This is a genomic window from Streptomyces sp. NPDC047081 (assembly GCF_040643775.1).
Classification (GTDB): Bacteria; Actinomycetota; Actinomycetes; order Streptomycetales; family Streptomycetaceae; genus Streptomyces.
Genome location: NZ_JBEYUY010000018.1, coordinates 136,783 through 155,157, shown reverse-complemented (window position 1 = coordinate 155,157; position 18,375 = coordinate 136,783). Strand labels below are relative to the sequence as shown.

The following is an 18,375-nucleotide window of genomic DNA, read 5'->3' as shown; positions in this document are numbered from 1 at the left end:
AGCGGGTAACTGCGCATGAGCATGCCAGCAGTCACCCATCGGAACTTCACACTCCGCCCACATTGCGATGTGAGCTGAGCCACTCTCAGGTGTCAGTCCCGGACCGGCGCCCCCGCCTTCGCCGCCTCCGGTGACGCGCTCGCACGCGGCTCCCGCCGCTCCGCGACCCAGCGGGCCAGCGGCTCCGTGTAGCGCGCCGTGAGCGGGCCGAGGACGACCAGGATGAGGACGTACGCCGTGGCCAGCGGCCCGAGCGACGGTTCGATACCGGCGCTCACCGCCAGCCCCGCGATGACGATCGAGAACTCGCCGCGCGCCACCAGCGCCCCGCCCGCGCGCCAGCGGCCCTTCACGGAGATGCCGGCCCGGCGCGCCGCCCAGTACCCCGTGGCGATCTTCGTGGCGGCCGTGACCACCGCCAGCGCGAGCGCGGGCAGCAGCACCGGCGGGATGCTCGCCGGGTCGGTGTGCAGCCCGAAGAAGACGAAGAACACCGCGGCGAACAGGTCGCGCAGCGGGCTCAGCAGAGTGTGCGCGCCCTCCGCGACCTCCCCGGACAGCGCGATGCCGACCAGGAACGCCCCGACCGCCGCCGACACCTGGAGCTGCTGCGCCACACCCGCGACCAGGATCGTCAGGCCCAGCACGACGAGCAGCAGCTTCTCCGGGTCGTCGTTGGAGACGAACCGCGAGATGACGCGCCCGTAGCGCACGGCCACGAACAGGACCAGCCCGGCCGCCCCCAGCGCCACCGCCAGCGTCACGCTCCCCGCCAGCAGCCCGGCCCCGGCCACCAGCGCGGTCACGATCGGCAGGTACACCGCCATCGCCAGGTCCTCCAGGACCAGCACGCTGAGGATCACCGGCGTCTCCCGGTTGCCGACCCGGCCCAGGTCGCCGAGGACCTTCGCGATGACGCCGGACGACGAGATCCAGGTGACGCCCGCCAACACCACGGCCGCCACCGGCCCCCAGCCCAGCAGCAGCGCCGCCGCGGCACCCGGCAGGGCGTTCAGTGCGCAGTCGACCAGGCCGGAGGGGTAGTGCGCCTTGAGGTTGGTGACCAGGTCGCCGGCCGTGTACTCCAGGCCGAGCATCAACAGCAGCAGGATCGCGCCGATCTCGGCGCCGATGGAGACGAACTCCTCGCTCGCCCCGAGCGGCAGCAGCCCGCCTTCGCCGAAGGCCAGCCCGGCGAGCAGGTAGAGCGGGATCGGGGAGAGCCGGAAGCGCCCGGCGAACCGGCCGAGCAGGCCGAGGCCGAGGAGGATGGAGCCGAACTCGATCAACAGGACCGCGGAGTGCACCGGTTCACTCCCGCCCGAGTATCGCCGCGGCGGCGTCGACGCCCTCGCGCGTGCCGACGACGATCAGGATGTCGCCGCCCGCCAGCCGGAAGTCGGGCGCCGGGGACGGGATCGCCTCCGCCCGGCGCAGCACCGCCACCACGGAGGCGCCGGTCTCGGTGCGCATCCGGGTCTCGCCGAGCACCCGGCCGTTGAAGCGCGAGGCCGCGGCCACCTCGATCCGCTCGGCGACCAGCCCCAGGTCGGAGGCGTAGAGCAGGCTCGCGCTGTGGTGGGACGGCTTCAGGGCGTCGATCAGCGCGCCCGCCTCGGAGCCGGTCAGCCGCAGCGACTGGGCGCAGGAGTCGGGGTCGTCGGCCCGGTACACGTTCACCGTGCGGGCACCGTCCCGGTGCGCCACCACGGACAGCTGGCGCCCGTCCCGGGTCGCCAGGTCGTACTGGACTCCGATGCCCGGCAGCGGCGTCGCCCTCAGACGTGGCGCAGACACGTTTCTCCCCTTTGTCCTGTGAGCTTTGTCCAGTGAGCTTTGTCCCGTGAGCGGGCGGTGATCACCCTCGGCCGCAACGCATGCTGCCATCCGCCCGTACGGTGGCGACATGGGTGACAGCACGGATATACGCGGCCGGGAGCGGACGGAGAGGGTGGCCGAAGCGGTGCCGAAAGCGCAGGCCGGGAAGGGGAAGGGAGGGAGAACCGTGTCGCTGTTCTGGCGGATCTTCTCCCTCAACGCCTTCGGTCTGGTGCTGGCCGCCGCCCTGCTGCTCGGCCCGGTCACCGTGTCCACGCCCGTGCTGCCCGCCGAGGCCCTGGTCGTCGTCGCGGGCCTCGCCGCGCTCCTGGCCGGCAACGCGGTCGTGCTGCGCGTCGGACTCGCTCCGCTGCGCCGCCTCGGCAGCGCCATGACCACGGCCGACCTGCTGCGCCCGGGTGCCCGCGCGGTCGTCGCCGGCCCCGCGGAAGCGGCAGAGCTGATCACGACGTACAACACGATGCTCGACCGATTGGAAAGCGAACGCACTGCCGGAGCGGCCCGGGCGCTGTCCGCGCAGGAGCGTGAACGGCGGCGCATCGCGCGGGAGTTGCACGACGAGGTCGGCCAGACCCTGACCGCGGTCCTCCTCCAGCTCAAGCGCGTCGCCGACCGTGCCCCCGACGAGCTGCACGAGGAGGTCACCCAGGCCCAGGAGGCCACCCGCGCGGGTCTCGACGAGATCCGCCGCATCGCCCGCCGGCTGCGCCCCGGCGTGCTGGAGGAGCTCGGTCTGGCCAGTGCGGTGCGTTCGCTGGCGGCCGAGTTCACCACGCGCGGGCTGACGGTACGGCACCATGTGCCGGGCGACCTGCCCCCGCTGACCGAGGAGGCGGAACTCGTGGTCTACCGCGTCGCCCAGGAGGGCCTCACCAACACGGCCCGGCACGCGGGCGCCGACCGCGCGGAGATCAGCCTCGCCAAGGTCGCCGACGGCGTCGAACTCCTCGTACGGGACAACGGAAAAGGCCTCGGTACGGCTCCCGAGGGGGCCGGGATACGGGGGATGCGCGAACGGGCCCTGCTGGTCGGCGCCCAGCTCACCCTGCGGCCGGGCCCCGAGGACGGCACGGACGTACGCCTGCGCATACCGCTCGCCGCGGGGGTACGGCGGTGATCCGCATCCTCCTCGCCGACGACCACGCGCTCGTACGCCGCGGGGTCCGTCTCATCCTGGACGGCGAACCGGACCTCACGGTCGTCGCCGAGGCCGGGGACGGCGCGGAGGCGGTCGAGCTGGCACGCGCGCGTGCAGTCGATCTCGCCGTCCTGGACATCGCCATGCCCCGCCGGACCGGCCTCCAGGCCGCCCGGGAACTCTCCCGTCGGCTGCCCGGGCTGCGCACGCTGGTGCTGACCATGTACGACAACGAGCAGTACTTCTTCGAGGCCCTCAAGGCCGGGGCCAGCGGTTATGTCCTCAAGTCGGTCGCCGACCGCGACCTGGTGGAGGCCTGTCGGGCGGCGATGCGCGACGAGCCCTTCGTGTATCCGGGCGCCGAGCGCGCCCTGGTGCGCTCCTATCTGGAACGGCTGCGCAGGGGCGACGACCTGCCGGCCCGGGCGGTCACCGAGCGCGAGGAGGAGATCCTCAAGCTCGTCGCCGAGGGCCACACCTCCAAGGAGATCGCCGAGCTGCTCTTCATCAGCGCGAAGACGGTCGAACGCCACCGCGCCAACCTCCTCCACAAGCTCGGCATGCGCGACCGCCTGGAGCTCACACGCTACGCGATCCGCGCCGGCCTGATCGAACCCTGAGGCCCTTGTCGCATATTCCTGCACGGTGGTCAATTCCAAGACCGGCATCGGCCCGACGCGCTGGCTAGAAGGGGTCAAGTGATGGCGACGCTCGCAGAGATCCGAGCCTTGCTGGGCGAACCCGGATTCAACTGGACGGATCCGGCGCCATGGAGCGAAATGGAGCGGGAGTTCGGCATCGAATTCCCGGCGGACTTCCGTGAGATCGTAGACGCCTATGGTTCGGTCCAGATCAACAACCAACTGTATCTGGAGCACCCGGCAGGCCATCTTCGGCACAATCCTCGGGAATCCATCAGGGGCGATCTCGAGCTTTTCCGCGAGGAAGACATGGTGGAGTATCTGCCGAGTCCGGCAGGGGCGAATCCCGGTGAGCCGATGCCGGTGGCGTCGGCCACGACCGGGGAATGGATTTTCCTTCGAGTTCCCGACAGTCTCTCCTCGCCTTGGCGCGTCCTGGTCCAGGTACTCGACAGCCCGGCCTCGGTGCTCCACGAGATGACATTCGGCGAGTGGTTTCTGGCTTACCTCAGGGGTGAGGATGTGACGGTGCCTCCCGTGAACGGCGGTGGGTCATTCTCGGCGCGGGTGCCACAGCGCTCTTGGCCGTGGCCGGCGCCGTGGCCCTGCTCCTGCCCTCGGAATCGGGCGATGCCGCGACGCCGCCCGGACCGGTGTCGCACGTCGACACAGCCACCCGAGCCTGCCTTCTGACGTCCACTGACGCGGACACGGCAGGTACCCGGATGGTCCTGCGCTGAGCCGCCGGCGGAAGCCCCGGGCGGGGTGCCTCCGGGAACACCTACCCTTGACGCATGACCAGCAGCAGCGACCGGAGCCCGGCAGTGGACGTTCAGTCACCCAAGACCTACGAAGTGCGCACTTACGGGTGCCAGATGAACGTCCACGACTCCGAGCGATTGTCCGGGCTGCTGGAGGACGCGGGCTACGTGCGTGCCCCCGAGGGCTCCGACGGCGACGCCGACGTCGTGGTCTTCAACACCTGCGCGGTGCGGGAGAACGCCGACAACCGGCTGTACGGCAACCTCGGCCGCCTCGCGCCCCGCAAGGCCTCGCGGCCGGGCATGCAGATCGCGGTCGGCGGCTGCCTCGCGCAGAAGGACCGCGACACCATCGTCAAGAAGGCGCCCTGGGTGGACGTCGTCTTCGGCACGCACAACATCGGCAAGCTCCCGGTGCTGCTGGAACGCGCGCGCGTGCAGGAAGAGGCGCAGGTCGAGATCGCCGAGTCCCTGGAGGCGTTCCCCTCCACTCTGCCGACGCGGCGCGAGAGCGCCTACGCGGCCTGGGTTTCGATCTCCGTCGGCTGCAACAACACCTGCACGTTCTGCATCGTCCCGGCCCTGCGCGGCAAGGAGAAGGACCGCCGCACCGGCGACATCCTGGCCGAGATCGAGGCCCTGGTCGCCGAGGGCGTCTCCGAGATCACCCTGCTCGGACAGAACGTCAACGCGTACGGCTCCGACATCGGCGACCGTGAGGCCTTCAGCAAGCTGCTGCGGGCCTGCGGCAAGATCGAGGGCCTGGAGCGCGTCCGCTTCACCTCCCCGCACCCGCGCGACTTCACGGACGACGTGATCGCGGCGATGGCGGAGACGCCGAACGTGATGCCGCAGCTGCACATGCCCCTGCAGTCCGGATCGGACACGGTCCTGAAGGCGATGCGCCGCTCGTACCGGCAGGAGCGCTACCTCGGGATCATCGAGAAGGTCCGCGCGGCCATCCCGCACGCCGCGATCACCACCGACATCATCGTGGGCTTCCCCGGCGAGACCGAGGAGGACTTCGAGCAGACCATGCACGTGGTCCGCGAGGCCCGCTTCACGCAGGCCTTCACCTTCCAGTACTCCAAGCGCCCCGGCACCCCGGCCGCCACCATGGAGAACCAGATCCCCAAGGAGGTCGTCCAGGCGCGTTACGAGCGTCTCGTCGCCCTTCAGGAGGAGATCTCCTGGGAGGAGAACAAGAGGCAGGTCGGCCGCGTCCTGGAGCTGATGGTCGCCGAGGGCGAGGGCCGCAAGGACGGTGCCACCCACCGCCTCTCCGGCCGCGCTCCCGACAACCGCCTGGTCCACTTCACCAAGCCCGACGAGGAGGTCCGCCCCGGCGACGTCGTCACGGTCGAGATCACCTACGCGGCCCCGCACCACCTCCTCGCGGAGGGCCCCACCCTCTCCGTACGCCGCACCGCCGCCGGCGACGCCTGGGAGAAGCGCAACGCGGCGGAGGCGGCGAAGCCGGCGGGCGTCATGCTGGGCCTCCCGAAGATCGGGGTACCGGAACCGCTGCCGGCGGCGATGGGGAGTGGCTGCGGCTGCGACTGACGGCCTGCCACAATACGGGCGGAAAGGAGCATCACATGTTGCCGTACCGAGTCGCGTTCACAGAAGAAGCCGCCCACGTGCGCGACAGCCTGCCCGCCGACCGGCGTGACGTGCTGGAGCGTGGCCTGGCCATACTGGTGACGGACCCGCGGCACAAGCTTTCCCATGCCGTCCGCGGCGACGAGGCGACCAGGGAGATCGCCCTCTCCCGCAACCTCTTCGTCGAGTACGTGATCAGCGACGGCAAGCTCGTGGTGCTCGTCCTCACGGTGATCGACCTGACCGACGTGCTGATCGAGGACTGACGCCCCCTCGGCGGAGGGCGTTACCCTGCCGATCATGCTTGTCGCCGCCGCGGTCTGCCCCTGCCCGCCCCTGCTCGTGCCCGCCGTCGCCGCAGGCGCCGCCCCCGAGCTGGACGTCGCGCGTGCCGCCTGCACGGACGCGCTCGGCGTGCTCGCCGCCGCCCGCCCCGACCTGCTCGTCGTCCTCGGCCCCGCCGAGCAGAGCGGCCGCGGCACGCATCCGCAGGGCACCCGGGGCTCCTTCCGGGGCTTCGGCGTGGACCTGGACGTACGCCTGGGCACGGGGGAGGGCACGGCGCCCGGGCGCGAGCTTCCGCCCTCCCTCACCGTCGCCGCGTGGCTGCTGGAACGCACCGGCTGGTCCGACGCCCCGATCGAGGGACTCGGCGTGGGGGAACCTCTCGCCGCCGAGCGGTGTATTGAAGTCGGAAGGGAAATCGCCGCCCGGGCCGAGCGGGTGGCGCTGCTGGCGATGGGCGACGCCAGCGCCTGCCGCACGCTCAAGGCCCCCGGCTACCTCGACGAGCGCGCGGCACCCTTCGACGCGGAGGTCGCGCGTGCGCTGGGGACGGCGGACGTGCCGGCCCTCAAGGCGCTGGACACCGAGCTGGCGTACGAGCTGAAGGCCTCGGGCCGGGCCCCCTGGCAGGTCCTCGCGGGCGCGGCCGAGGACGCGGACCTGGCCGGCGCGCTGCTGTACGAGGACGCGCCGTACGGGGTGGGGTACGTGGTCGCCACCTGGTCGTAGCGCCCACGCCCGCGTGCGGGGCCGACGTGCGCTCGCCGACGCCCGCTCGTAGATCCAACGCGCGCGACCCCCTCGTACCACCGAAAGAACCGTCGGCGCGGGCGCGCAGACGGCGGACGGCCGGGAGGCGGAGCTCCTCGGCCGTCCGTCGATGTGCCGTGCCGTTGCCGTTCAGGAAGCGGGTGGCGTCGGAGTGTCCGGCGGTACCGTGCCGCCGCCCGGCTCCGTGCCGCCCTTGTGCGCGAGTCGGTCCATGGCTCCCTTGGCCTTGCCGGTCCCGGTCTGGATCTTGTCGCTGTACTTGCCCTTGGTCTTCTCGTCCACGACCTTCGCGGCCTTGTCCAGACCGTGCGTGATCCTGTCCCCGTGCTGCTGCGCGAGGCCGGAGACCTTGTCCTTGGCCGGGGAGAGCTTGGCCTTCAAGTTGTCCAGGAGACCCATGGTCCACCTTCCCTGTAGCCCGGGCCCGATCAGCTCCCGGGGGTACCCGCGCGCGGCGCGGTCATGTGCGGGCGCCCTCGCCGGCCTCGCTGTCGGCCGCCTCCTCGGCGGACTGCTGCTTGGGGATCTCGACGCCATCGCCGGACACGGTGCCGGCGGCCTCGTCCGCCGCCGGCTCGGCCTCGGTCCGCTGCTCGGCGGTGCCGCCCTCGGCCTCGGCCGACCCCTTCGCCTCTGCCGCCTCCTCCGCCACGGGCTCGGCCGTCGATGTGCCGGCCCGGTCCTCGGCGGTTGACGCCTCCTCCGTAGCCTTCGACCTCCGGAGAAGTCGTGCGAAAACGCCCATATCCACTCCATACGTTACTCGTGCGGGCGAAATCCCGCGTCGTCCGGTGCGCCCATTTGCGTCGACCGGGTCGCCGCCTCCCGAAAACCGGCGGCGCGAACCTCGCAACGGGCAACGACCCCACTCACGCCCCGTCACGTAACTCGTTCGAGGAGAGGCTCCGGGGTTTGCGAGACTGGTGCGGTGAGCAGCGCACCCCCCGCCCCCCGAGTCATCGCCGTCGTCGGACCGACCGCGGCCGGAAAGTCCGATCTGGGCGTCTTCCTCGCCCAGCGGCTGGGCGGCGAGGTCGTCAACGCCGACTCCATGCAGCTCTACCGAGGGATGGACATCGGCACCGCCAAGTTGACGCCCGAGGAGCGCGGCGGCGTCCCGCACCACCTGCTGGACATCTGGGACGTCACGGTCACGGCATCCGTCGCCGAGTACCAGAGGCTCGCCCGCGAGCGGATCGACGCGTTGCTCGCCGAGGGGCGCTGGCCGATCCTCGTCGGCGGCTCCGGACTGTACGTCCGCGGGGCCGTCGACAACCTCGAGTTCCCCGGTACGGACCCCGAGGTCAGGGCCCGCCTGGAGGAGGAGCTCACACTGCGCGGCTCCGGCGCGCTGCACGCCCGTCTGGCCGCCGCGGACCCCGAGGCCGCGGCCGCGATCCTGCCCAGCAATGGCCGCCGTATCGTCCGGGCCCTCGAAGTGATCGAGATCACCGGCAAGCCGTTCACCGCCAACCTCCCCGGCCACGACTCGGTCTACGACACCGTCCAGATCGGCGTCGACGTGGCCCGCCCCGAGCTGGACGAGCGCATCGCGCGCCGGGTCGACCGGATGTGGGACGCGGGGCTCGTGGACGAGGTGCGCGCGCTGGAGGCGCGGGGCCTGCGCGAGGGGGTCACCGCCTCGCGTGCGCTGGGCTATCAGCAGGTGCTCGCGGCGCTCTCCGGGGAGTGCACGCTCGAAGAGGCGCGCGCCGAGACCGTACGCGCCACCAAGCGCTTCGCGCGCCGCCAGGATTCGTGGTTCAGGCGCGATCCCCGGGTGCACTGGCTCAGTGGGGCTGCGGCGGATCTCACAGAACTTCCGCACCTCGCGCTGGCGTTGGTGGAACGACCGGTTACAGCCTGATCACGTCATGGCATCGGGACGCTCAGGCCGTCATCCGGCCCTCCGGCGCCGTGCCATCATCGTGCTTCGATCGACCAAGTGAAGTCCTAGTTGGGAGGGCGCGTGGCGATGGAGGCCGGCCCTCGCGACACCGCACAAGGCACCGAGCCCCTCACTGCCGAGAGCGGTGAATCGGAGCAGGACGAAGATCGTCTGAGCCCCGACGGGCCCGACGACACGCAGGGCGGGGTGACCGAGGACGGTCCCGAGCCCGAGGAGATGTTCGCCAGCGGCCCCGAGGTCGAGGTCGAGCTGCGTCCGCAGCGCCGACTGCGCATCTGGCAGCTCGCGCCCATCGTCGCCCTGGCCGCGGTCGGCTCCCTGATGTTCGCCTTCCCGCTCGCCTTCGACTTCGGCGACAGCGGCGCGGTCATCGCCATGCTGGGCCTCCTGATCTGCTCCTGCGCGGCGGGCTGGGGAATGATGGCCGCGCGCCGCGTGGGTTACACGTGGCCTGGCCTGCCCCAGAGGGGCTCGGGCTGCAGACCGGACTGGCGGGTCGTCCTGGCATACGTCGTCGTAGTCGCCGCGGTGGTCGTGCTGGCGGTGTGGCGCGTGGCCAGGCTGCGCTGAGATCGCTCCTGCTTCTCAGGGGTGTGGGGTCACCTACCATCGAGGAATGACCCGCATCGCCTTCCTCAAGGGCCACGGCACCGAGAACGACTTCGTCATCGTCCCGGACCCCGAGAACGCCATCGACCTGTCCCCCGCCACCGTCGCCACCCTGTGCGACCGCCGGGCAGGCATCGGCGGCGACGGCCTGCTCCACGTCGTGAAGTCGGCCGCCCACCCGGAGGCCGCGCACATAGCGTCCGAGGCGGAGTGGTTCATGGACTACCGCAACGGCGACGGCTCGATCGCGGAGATGTGCGGCAACGGCGTGCGCGTGTTCGCCCGCTATCTCCAGCGCGCCGGCCACGTCACCGAGGGCGACCTCGCCGTGGCCACGCGCGGGGGCGTGAAGACCGTGCACATCGCCAAGGAGGGCGACGTCACCGTCGGCATGGGCAAGGCACGGCTGCCCGAGGGCGACGTCACGGTGAGCGTCGGCGAGCGCAGTTGGCCCGCGCTGAACGTGAACATGGGCAACCCGCACGCCGTCGCCTTCGTGGACGACCTGGCGCACGCGGGCGACCTGTACGCGCCCCCGCCCTTCAGCCCCGCCTCCGCCTACCCCGACGGCGTGAACGTCGAGTTCGTGGTCGACCGGGGCCCCCGGCACGTCGCCCTGCGCGTGCACGAGCGCGGCGCCGGCGAGACCCGCTCGTGCGGCACGGGCGCGTGCGCGGTCGCCGTGGCCACCGCCCGCCGCGACGGCACCGACCCGGCGGTCACCGGAGCGCCGGTGACGTACACCGTCGATCTGCCGGGCGGCACCCTGCTGATCACCGAACACCCCGACGGCGAGATCGAGATGACCGGCCCCGCGGTGATCGTCGCCGAGGGCGAGATCGACGCCGAGTGGCTGGAAAGCGTCGCCCGCTGAGCCGCGCCGCGGCTTGGGATCGGAGGCGTGTGTGCTTGATGGTGCAGGTGTCAACTACCGGGGTCTAGGGCCCGGGTTAGAAACCACGGCCACTGTCATGTCACGTGGCGCGAAACCGTAAACCTCCAAACCTTCGCTCGAATGGGTGATCCGTTTCACGCTCGGCGAGAGGCGGTCGGACGCACGTGATGGGCTCGGTAGCATCAAGCACCGGCCCGGACGGGGGACCGTTGCCGCCCCCTGAGCCGTGTCCGCCCTGGGGCACCCCGTCCGCCGGTCCAGCAGCCGGAGGTGCCCATGAGTGCGGAGGCCACTAATCCCGCGACCCCAGGTCCGGTGACAGGCCCGGCGGCGCGCTGGCGGGCCCGGATCGACCTGCGCCGTCTCGGGCGCGCCGCCCTGCTCGGCCCCGCCACCCGCGACCGGCTGCCCGACGCCATCGGCCATGTCGTCGACGCCCATCGCGCCCACCACCCGCAGGCCGACCTCGAACCCCTGCGCCGCGCCTACGTGCTGGCCGAGTCCTCGCACCGCGGCCAGATGCGCAAGAGCGGTGAGCCGTACATCACACACCCCCTCGCCGTGACCCTGATCCTCGCCGAACTCGGCGCCGAGACAACGACCCTGACGGCCTCTCTGCTCCACGACACCGTCGAGGACACCGATGTGACCCTCGATCAGGTCCGCGACCAGTTCGGCGAGGAGGTGCGCTATCTCGTCGACGGCGTCACCAAGTTGGAGAAGGTCGACTACGGCGCCGCCGCCGAGCCCGAGACCTTCCGCAAGATGCTCAAGGCCACCGGCAGCGACGTACGCGTGATGTCGATCAAACTCGCCGACCGGCTGCACAACATGCGCACCCTCGGCGTCATGCGCCCCGAGAAACAGGCCCGCATCGCCAAGGTCACCCGGGACGTCCTCATCCCGCTCGCCGAACGGCTCGGCGTCCAGGCGCTCAAGACCGAACTGGAGGACCTGGTCTTCGCGATCCTCCACCCCGAGGAGTACGAGCACACACGGGAGTTGATCGTCGACAACGCCTCCCGCGCGGACGACCCGCTCGCCGAGATCGCCGACGAGGTGCGCGGCCATCTGCGGGGGGCCGACATCCAGGCCGAAGTGGTCATCCGGCCACGGCACTTCGTCTCCGTCCACCGCGTGGCCCGCAAGCGCGGCGAACTGCGCGGCGCGGACTTCGGCCGGCTGCTGGTGCTGGTGAACGAGGACGCGGACTGTTACGGCGTCCTCGGCGAACTGCACACCTGTATGACGCCCGTCGTCTCGGAGTTCAAGGACTTCATCGCCGTACCGAAGTTCAACCTGTACCAGTCGCTGCACACCGCCGTCGCCCGCGGGGACGGCCAGGTCGCCGAAGTCCTCATCCGCACCCACCAGATGCACAAGGTCGCCGAGGCCGGCGTCATCGCCCTCGGCAACCCGTACGCCCCCGCGGCCGACGACCCGGCCGACGGCGAGCGCGTCGACCCCACCAAGCCCGGCTGGCTCTCCCGCCTGCTCGACTGGCAGGAGGGCGCGCCCGACCCCGACACCTTCTGGTCCACCCTCCGCGAGGACCTCGCCCAGGACCGCGAGATCACCGTCTTCCGCCCCGACGGCGGCACGCTCGGCCTGCCCGAGGGCGCGACCTGTGTCGACGCCGCGTACGCGCAGTACGGCGAGGACGCGCACGCGTGCATCGGCGCCCGCGTCAACGGCCGCCTGGCGACGCTGAGCACGGTCCTGCGGGACGGCGACACCGTCCAGCTCCTCATGGGCCAGGACCCCGCCTCCGAGCCCTCCAGGGAGTGGCTGGAGCACGCCCACACGGCCGCGGCCCGCATCGCCATCCAGCGGTGGCTGGCGACCCATCCCACGCATGCCGACGCTCAGGACGGCGAGGGGGAGGGGGCGCAGGAGCTGGGGGCGCCCGGGGAGCGCGAGGGCGTGCGTGGGGGCGCGTTGGAGCGCGGGCAGGCCGGGGGCACGTGGGGTCGTGGGTCGTCGGCGGGTGCGCGGGAAGGTGGGCAGTCGGCGGGAGCCCGGGCCGGAGGGCGGACCGCGGGCCTGCAGGACGGTAGGCAGACCGCGGGCGGGCAGGGGCAGGGACGGCTTGCGGGCGGGCGGCTGGGTGCGCAGGGAGCGGAGGGAACGGGGGCGCCCGAAGGGGCCGTCGCCGAGCGCCCCGGCGCCGATGCGTTCTCGCCCGCGTCCGACGAGTCCTCCGCTCCGTTCCGGCCCAGCGCGGACGCTCCGGTCACCACTCCGCGCCCCGCCACCCCCGCCGTCACCGTCGACCAGCCCGGCGCGACCGTACGCCTCGCCGGCTGTTGTACGCCCGTGCCGCCCGACGAGGTGACCGGATTCGCCGTGCGCGGTGGTGTGGTCACCGTGCACCGGGTCGAGTGCGCCGCGGTGGGGCGTATGAAGACTGCGGGGCGTGCGGAGGTCGGCGTGCGCTGGGGGGACACCACCGAGTGCCGGGTCACCCTGCTCGCCGAATCGTTCGTCCGACCCCACCTGCTGGCCGACCTCACGGAGGCCATGGCCGTGGAAGGCGCCGAGATCGTCTCCGCCACGGTCGAGCCCCCGACCCAGCAACGCGTCCGCCACACCTACACGGTCCAACTCCCGGACGCCGCCCACCTGCCCGCCCTCATGCGCGCGATGCGCAATGTGCCGGGCGTGTACGACGTGAGCAGGGCGCAGACGCCGGGGGCGTGAAGCGGCGGGGCGCGCGCCGGGGGATGTGCGGGCTGCGGTGATGGGCGCGCGGGTTGCGGGGGAGGGGTGCGCGAGCCGCGGGGAGGGGCGCTGTGGGTTGTGGGGTGGGGTGTGCGAGCCGTTTAGACGCGCGGGCCGTGTAGAGGGGGCGCGGCGTGGCGTCGCAAGGCGCGTGGGGTGTTGTGGGGCGCCTGAGGTGTTGTGGGACGAGCGGCATGCGGTACGCGCCGGGAGTGCACGACTTGGAGTGCGCCGGCTGGATGTATTGCGCGCCCGCGTGAGCAACGCGGGGTGCGCCGGTGACGTACCGTCGCCGTTCGCGCCCGCGCAAAGCGGCGAGTGCGCGCAGGACGCCCCTCGGTTTGCGCCTGCGTGAAGCCGCAAGCGCACGCCGGTCGCTTTCGTTTCCCGCCCGCGTGAGCAGCTTGGAGTGCGCCGGTGCCATGTGGATCGCGCCCGCGCGAAGTGGCGAACGCGCGCCGGTGCCCCCCGATTCGCGCCCGCGTGAAGCACCAAGCACCCGCCGGTACTTTTCGTTTCCCGCCCGCGCGAGCGTCCTGCCGCACGCCGACTGAATCCGTTTCGCGCCCGCACGAGCCGTTTCGCGCCCGCGCACCCCCTGACCCACGCGCCCCGCGCGACCTACCCGTTCGAGTGGGCCGATCGCGCGTCGTCGTCTCCACGCGCGCGTGCGCTGATAGCCGTGATGCATGCTGCTCACCCCTCGCACCACGCCCGGCGCCGCGGGCTCCCGCATCCAGGCCCAGGCCCAGGCCCCGGCTCCCCGCACCCGCGCCGGACGCCCCCGCCGGCTCAAGGCCACCGCGCTGCTCGCCTCCGCCGTCTCCGTCTGTCTCCTCGCCGCGAGCGCCCCGGCGGCCCCCCTGGGCGTCGGCGACCGCCTCTTCCCGTACCTCGGCAACCCCGGGTACGACGTGGCGTCGTACGACCTCTCCTTCACCTATCCCGGGAGCAACAGCAAGCCGCTCCAGGCGGTCACCACGATCGACGCCTGGACCACGGCCGACCTGGAGCGGATCAACCTCGACTTCGCGCACGGCAAGGTCGAGTCGGTGGAGGTCGACGGGGAGCCGGCCTCGTACACCAGCGCCGGGGAGGACCTGGTGGTGACGCCCGAGGACCCGTTGCCGGAGGGCAGCTGGACGCGGATCACCGTGCGGCACACCAGCGACCCCGTGTCGGCCGAGGGGCAGGACGGCGGCTGGGTGCGCACCGCGGACGGCCTCGCCATGGCCAACCAGGCTGACGCCGCGCACCTGGTCTTCCCTTGCAACGACCACCCGTCCGACAAGGCGATGTTCACGATCAGGATCAAGGCGCCCAACGGCTACACGGCCGTCGCGAACGGCCTGCCCACCGGCGTCGACCGGGTCGGCAGGTCGACGACATGGACGTACCGCACCCAGCACCCCATGGCCACCGAGCTCGCCCAGGTCTCCATCGGCCGCTCCAGCGTCCTGCATCGCGAGGGCCCGCACGGCCTGCCCGTACGCGATGTCGTGCCCACCAAGGACCGCAAGCTGCTCGAACCGTGGCTCGCCAAGACCCCCGACCAGATCGCCTGGATGGAGGGCAAGGTCGGCGCGTACCCCTTCGAGACGTACGGCCTGCTCATGGCGGAGGCCTCCACCGGCTTCGAACTCGAGACCCAGACGCTCTCTCTCTTCGAGAGAGAGCTCTTCACCCAGCCCGCCTACCCCAAGTGGTACGTCGAGTCGATCATGGTGCACGAGCTGTCCCACCAATGGTTCGGCGACAGCGTCAGCCCCCGCACCTGGTCCGACCTGTGGCTCAACGAAGGACACGCCACCTGGTACGAGGAGCTCTACGCGGAGGAGAAGGGCGGCCACCCCATGGAGGCGCGCATGAAGGCCGCGTACGGCGCCTCCGACCGCTGGCGGGCGGCAGGCGGCCCCCCGGCCGCCCCCAAGGCCCCCGCGCCCGGCCAGAAGATCAGCATCTTCCGGCCGAACGTCTACGACGGCGCCGCCCTCGCCCTCTACGCCCTGCGCCAGGAGATCGGCCGCGAGCACTTCGAGCGCCTGGAACGCGCGTGGGTGGACATGCACCGCGACGGCACGGCCACGACCGCCGACTTCGAGCAGCTCGCCTCCGAGATCTCCGGCCGCGACCTCGGCGGCTTCTTCAAGGCCTGGCTGTACGGCGAGAAGACCCCGCCGATGCCCGGCCACCCGGACTGGAAGTCGGCCGATCCGGGCAGGAAGGCCGTGAAATAAGGCGGTGACGAGACGTGCCGTACCGTGCGACCATCTTCAGGTCGGCGCGGCACGGGAAACGGGAATCTCCCGGGGCACTCGTGCGTTGAGCTTCATGACTGCCGTTTCGGAATCCCCATCGACGTAAGGACCCAATGACCTCCTCTTCATCCCCTTCCCAGGACACGCAGCGCTTCGCGCACTCATACGCCGAAGGTCTTCGGGCCGATGCCCTGATGGAAGAGGACGTCGCCTGGAGCCACGAGATCGACGGAGAGCGGGACGGCGAACAGTTCGACCGCTCCGAGCGCGCGGCCCTGCGCCGCGTGGCAGGCCTCTCCACCGAGCTCGAGGACGTCACCGAGGTCGAGTACCGCCAGCTCCGCCTGGAGCGGGTCGTCCTCGTCGGCGTCTGGACCACGGGGACCGTGCAGGACTCGGAGAACTCCCTCGCGGAGCTCGCCGCCCTCGCGGAGACCGCGGGTGCGCTCGTGCTCGACGGCGTGATCCAGCGCCGCGACAAGCCCGACGCGGCCACCTACATCGGCTCCGGCAAGGCGTACGAACTGCGGGACATCGTCCTGGAGACCGGCGCCGACACCGTGATCTGCGACGGTGAGCTCAGCCCGGGCCAGCTCATCCACCTCGAAGACGTCGTCAAGGTCAAGGTCATCGACCGTACGGCCCTGATCCTCGACATCTTCGCCCAGCACGCCAAGTCCCGAGAGGGCAAGGCGCAGGTCGCGCTCGCGCAGATGCAGTACATGCTGCCGAGGCTCCGCGGTTGGGGTCAGTCGCTGTCCCGTCAGATGGGCGGCGGCAAGGGCGGCGGCCTCGCCACCCGTGGTCCCGGTGAGACCAAGATCGAGACCGACCGGCGTCGGATCCGCGAGAAGATGGCGAAGATGCGCCGGGAGATCGCGGAGATGAAGACCGGCCGCGAGATCAAGCGCCAGGAGCGCAAGCGCAACAAGGTGCCGTCCGTCGCCATCGCGGGCTACACCAACGCTGGCAAGTCCTCGCTGCTCAACCGCCTCACGGGAGCCGGTGTCCTGGTCGAGAACGCCCTGTTCGCGACCCTGGACCCGACCGTCCGTAGGGCCGAGACCCCGAGCGGCCGCCTGTACACACTGGCCGACACGGTCGGTTTTGTACGGCACCTGCCGCACCACCTGGTCGAGGCGTTCCGCTCCACCATGGAGGAGGTCGGCGAGTCCGACCTGATCCTGCACGTGGTGGACGGCTCGCACCCCAACCCGGAGGAGCAGCTGGCCGCCGTACGCGAGGTGATCAGGGACGTCGGCGCCATCGACGTACCCGAGATCGTCGTGATCAACAAGGCGGACGCGGCCGACCCGCTGACGCTCCAGCGGCTGATGCGGATCGAGAAGCGTTCGATCGCCGTCTCGGCCCGCACCGGCCAGGGCATCACGGAACTGCTCGCCCTGATCGACAACGAACTGCCGAGGCCGTCCGTCGAGATCGAGGCGCTGGTGCCGTACACCCACGGCAAGCTGGTCGCGCGTGCGCACGACGAGGGCGAGGTGATCTCCGAGGAGCACACCCCGGAGGGAACCCTGCTCAAGGTGCGGGTGCACGAGGAACTGGCGGCGGACCTCGCGCCGTACGTGCCGGCACCGGTGGCCTGACCGCCGTAGAACAGCCAAAAGGCCCGCCCCCGCATCGCCGCGGGGAGCGGGCCTTCGGCATGCCGCCGTCACCTGCCGCCATACGTCCTGCTCATGTTCTGGTAGATCTCCTCGGCCGTGGCGCCGAGTTGCGGGCCCGCGAGCCAGGTGTGGGTCACCGGGCCGATCGACGTGTTCGAGACCAGCGCGGTCCTGCCGTTCACCACGCGGAACCAGCCGCCACCGGACGAGCCGCCGGTCATGGTGCAGCCGATGCGGTACATGGTCGGCAGGGACGCGCTCAGGGAGAGCCGCCCCGGCCGGTCGATGCACTTGAACATCTCCAGACCGTTGTACGGCGGCGCCGCCGGGTAGCCCCAGGCGCCCATCTCGGCGACCCCGGTCGCGGACGGCGCGGAGAAGTCGACGTCCAGGGCGCCGGTGGTCTCCTCAAGTGACTTGCTGCCCTTCTCCGGCTTCACATGCAGCACCGCGTAGTCGTACGTGGCGCCCGCGCCGCCCGTCTCGGAGCCGCCCTGGATCCACTGGTTCGAGGTCGACACCCAGTCCGCCCACCAGGTACCGAAGGGCGCGACCTCCGAGGAACTCGCGTTGCTCAGCTCCGACTCGGACTTGCCGAGGTCGTTGTAGGCCGGCACGAAGGCGATGTTGCGGTACCAGCCGCCGCCCCGACCGGCGTGCACACAGTGGCCGGCCGTCCAGACGAGGTTGGACCTGCCCGGGTGGTTGACATCCTTGACGACCGTGCCCGAGCAGACCATCGAGCCCTCGGGGGAGTCGAAGAACACCTTGCCGACGGGGGCCGCGTACTCGTGGTACGGCGTCTTCTCGGCCGTGGCCCGGACCGGCGCCGGCGCCGGATCGCTCACGCCCAGGTCGGCGGACGCGTCCTGCGTGGTGACGGTCTTGTTGGCCTCCTTCGCGGACTGCATCCGCTCCGGCTTCCACAGGCCCTCGATGACCGGGTTGACGAAGTCCTTGGCCGCGCTCAGCCATTTGTCCCGGTCCCAGTCCTTCCAGCCGCCCTTCGCCCACTTGTCGACATCGATGCCGTGCTCCTTGAGCCGGCTCGCGATGTCGGACGGGATCTTGAAGTCGCCGGAACCGGTGGCCGGCGAGGCAGTGGCGCCCGGCTTGCCGCTCGCGCTGTCGTCCGAGCCGTTGCACGCGGTGGCGGTCAGCGCGAGGGCGGCGACGAGACCGGTGGCGGCGAGTCCGACGCGCCTGACCGGCGTACGGCTCTTGCCGTCCTGAGGGCGGTTCCGCATGGAGCCTCCTCGTCCGCGACACCCACGGTGCCAGGGGAGTTGAGGGCGGACGGGGACGGGGCGGTGAAGAC

At 71.5% G+C, this 18,375-nt stretch carries 17 protein-coding genes; 12 read left to right on the top strand and 5 right to left on the bottom strand.

Annotated features, from left to right (window positions below; genetic code table 11):
- Positions 1–92 precede the first annotated feature (92 nt).
- The gene (locus ABZ848_RS30675) at positions 93–1,307 is read right to left on the bottom strand and encodes a cation:proton antiporter (protein WP_360837120.1); all 1,215 of its coding nucleotides are present in this window, start codon (positions 1,305–1,307) and stop codon (positions 93–95) included.
- Positions 1,308–1,311: 4 nt separating this feature from the next.
- Entirely contained in the window at positions 1,312–1,797 is a 486-nt protein-coding gene (locus tag ABZ848_RS30670) for a TrkA C-terminal domain-containing protein (protein ID WP_360837118.1), read from the bottom strand.
- A 208-nt stretch (positions 1,798–2,005) separates the two neighbouring features.
- Between ABZ848_RS30670 and ABZ848_RS30665 the strand changes: the two genes are divergently transcribed.
- The 6 genes from ABZ848_RS30665 (at position 2,006) to ABZ848_RS30640 (ending at position 6,995) form a co-directional block, all read left to right on the top strand.
- Positions 2,006–2,956, top strand: coding sequence for a sensor histidine kinase (locus ABZ848_RS30665; RefSeq protein ID WP_360837117.1), 951 nt, complete (start codon positions 2,006–2,008; stop codon positions 2,954–2,956).
- Complete coding sequence (locus ABZ848_RS30660; protein ID WP_360837116.1) at positions 2,953–3,597, top strand: response regulator transcription factor; 645 nt, start codon at positions 2,953–2,955, stop codon at positions 3,595–3,597. The genes ABZ848_RS30665 and ABZ848_RS30660 overlap by 4 nt, the downstream gene beginning before the upstream one ends.
- Before the next feature lie 81 nt (positions 3,598–3,678).
- Positions 3,679–4,311: an SMI1/KNR4 family protein gene (locus ABZ848_RS30655; RefSeq protein WP_360837114.1), complete on the top strand. Its 633-nt coding sequence runs from the start codon at positions 3,679–3,681 to the stop codon at positions 4,309–4,311.
- 101 nt (positions 4,312–4,412) lie between these two features.
- Positions 4,413–5,942 (top strand): tRNA (N6-isopentenyl adenosine(37)-C2)-methylthiotransferase MiaB, encoded by a 1,530-nt coding sequence (gene miaB, locus ABZ848_RS30650; protein ID WP_360837112.1) that lies wholly within the window; start codon positions 4,413–4,415, stop codon positions 5,940–5,942.
- A 35-nt stretch (positions 5,943–5,977) separates the two neighbouring features.
- A complete protein-coding gene (locus ABZ848_RS30645) occupies positions 5,978–6,247 on the top strand; it encodes a hypothetical protein (protein ID WP_360837110.1) in 270 nt (89 codons plus the stop codon).
- 34 nt (positions 6,248–6,281) lie between these two features.
- Complete coding sequence (locus ABZ848_RS30640; RefSeq protein ID WP_360837109.1) at positions 6,282–6,995, top strand: class III extradiol dioxygenase subunit B-like domain-containing protein; 714 nt, start codon at positions 6,282–6,284, stop codon at positions 6,993–6,995.
- A gap of 171 nt (positions 6,996–7,166) precedes the next feature.
- On the opposite strand, the gene ABZ848_RS30635 is transcribed toward ABZ848_RS30640, so the two are convergent.
- Together ABZ848_RS30635 and ABZ848_RS30630 are read right to left on the bottom strand one after the other, a co-directional pair.
- Complete coding sequence (locus ABZ848_RS30635) at positions 7,167–7,436, bottom strand: antitoxin (RefSeq protein WP_360837107.1); 270 nt, start codon at positions 7,434–7,436, stop codon at positions 7,167–7,169.
- Between the two features lie 61 nt (positions 7,437–7,497).
- Complete coding sequence (locus ABZ848_RS30630; protein ID WP_360837106.1) at positions 7,498–7,782, bottom strand: hypothetical protein; 285 nt, start codon at positions 7,780–7,782, stop codon at positions 7,498–7,500.
- Positions 7,783–7,965: 183 nt separating this feature from the next.
- Here ABZ848_RS30630 and miaA point away from each other — a divergent pair, with 183 nt between their 5' ends.
- The 6 genes from miaA to hflX all read left to right on the top strand — a co-directional run bounded on the left by miaA (position 7,966) and on the right by hflX (position 17,036).
- Positions 7,966–8,904: a tRNA (adenosine(37)-N6)-dimethylallyltransferase MiaA gene (gene miaA, locus ABZ848_RS30625; protein WP_360837105.1), complete on the top strand. Its 939-nt coding sequence runs from the start codon at positions 7,966–7,968 to the stop codon at positions 8,902–8,904.
- 108 nt (positions 8,905–9,012) lie between these two features.
- The gene (locus ABZ848_RS30620; RefSeq protein ID WP_360837191.1) at positions 9,013–9,516 is read left to right on the top strand and encodes a hypothetical protein; all 504 of its coding nucleotides are present in this window, start codon (positions 9,013–9,015) and stop codon (positions 9,514–9,516) included.
- Between the two features lie 46 nt (positions 9,517–9,562).
- On the top strand, positions 9,563–10,429 hold the full coding sequence (gene dapF / locus ABZ848_RS30615) for a diaminopimelate epimerase (protein ID WP_360837104.1): 867 nt from the start codon (positions 9,563–9,565) through the stop codon (positions 10,427–10,429).
- A gap of 297 nt (positions 10,430–10,726) precedes the next feature.
- On the top strand, positions 10,727–13,150 hold the full coding sequence (locus ABZ848_RS30610) for an HD domain-containing protein (RefSeq protein ID WP_360837103.1): 2,424 nt from the start codon (positions 10,727–10,729) through the stop codon (positions 13,148–13,150).
- A 710-nt stretch (positions 13,151–13,860) separates the two neighbouring features.
- A complete protein-coding gene (locus ABZ848_RS30605; protein WP_360837102.1) occupies positions 13,861–15,408 on the top strand; it encodes a M1 family metallopeptidase in 1,548 nt (515 codons plus the stop codon).
- A gap of 134 nt (positions 15,409–15,542) precedes the next feature.
- Positions 15,543–17,036: a GTPase HflX gene (gene hflX, locus ABZ848_RS30600; protein WP_360837100.1), complete on the top strand. Its 1,494-nt coding sequence runs from the start codon at positions 15,543–15,545 to the stop codon at positions 17,034–17,036.
- Positions 17,037–17,104: 68 nt separating this feature from the next.
- On the opposite strand, the gene ABZ848_RS30595 is transcribed toward hflX, so the two are convergent.
- A complete protein-coding gene (locus tag ABZ848_RS30595) occupies positions 17,105–18,304 on the bottom strand; it encodes a hypothetical protein (RefSeq protein WP_360837098.1) in 1,200 nt (399 codons plus the stop codon).
- Positions 18,305–18,375: the final 71 nt, after the last annotated feature.

Coding starts and splice junctions, on each gene's coding strand:
- ABZ848_RS30620 (WP_360837191.1), top strand. CDS start 9,013: ATGGAGGCCGGCCCTCGCGACACCGCACAAGGCACCGAGCCCCTCACT.
- miaB (WP_360837112.1), top strand. CDS start 4,413: ATGACCAGCAGCAGCGACCGGAGCCCGGCAGTGGACGTTCAGTCACCC.
- hflX (WP_360837100.1), top strand. CDS start 15,543: ATGACCTCCTCTTCATCCCCTTCCCAGGACACGCAGCGCTTCGCGCAC.
- dapF (WP_360837104.1), top strand. CDS start 9,563: ATGACCCGCATCGCCTTCCTCAAGGGCCACGGCACCGAGAACGACTTC.
- ABZ848_RS30655 (WP_360837114.1), top strand. CDS start 3,679: ATGGCGACGCTCGCAGAGATCCGAGCCTTGCTGGGCGAACCCGGATTC.
- ABZ848_RS30640 (WP_360837109.1), top strand. CDS start 6,282: ATGCTTGTCGCCGCCGCGGTCTGCCCCTGCCCGCCCCTGCTCGTGCCC.
- ABZ848_RS30605 (WP_360837102.1), top strand. CDS start 13,861: ATGCTGCTCACCCCTCGCACCACGCCCGGCGCCGCGGGCTCCCGCATC.
- ABZ848_RS30610 (WP_360837103.1), top strand. CDS start 10,727: ATGAGTGCGGAGGCCACTAATCCCGCGACCCCAGGTCCGGTGACAGGC.
- ABZ848_RS30645 (WP_360837110.1), top strand. CDS start 5,978: ATGTTGCCGTACCGAGTCGCGTTCACAGAAGAAGCCGCCCACGTGCGC.
- ABZ848_RS30635 (WP_360837107.1), bottom strand. CDS start 7,436: ATGGGTCTCCTGGACAACTTGAAGGCCAAGCTCTCCCCGGCCAAGGAC.
- ABZ848_RS30630 (WP_360837106.1), bottom strand. CDS start 7,782: ATGGGCGTTTTCGCACGACTTCTCCGGAGGTCGAAGGCTACGGAGGAG.
- ABZ848_RS30595 (WP_360837098.1), bottom strand. CDS start 18,304: ATGCGGAACCGCCCTCAGGACGGCAAGAGCCGTACGCCGGTCAGGCGC.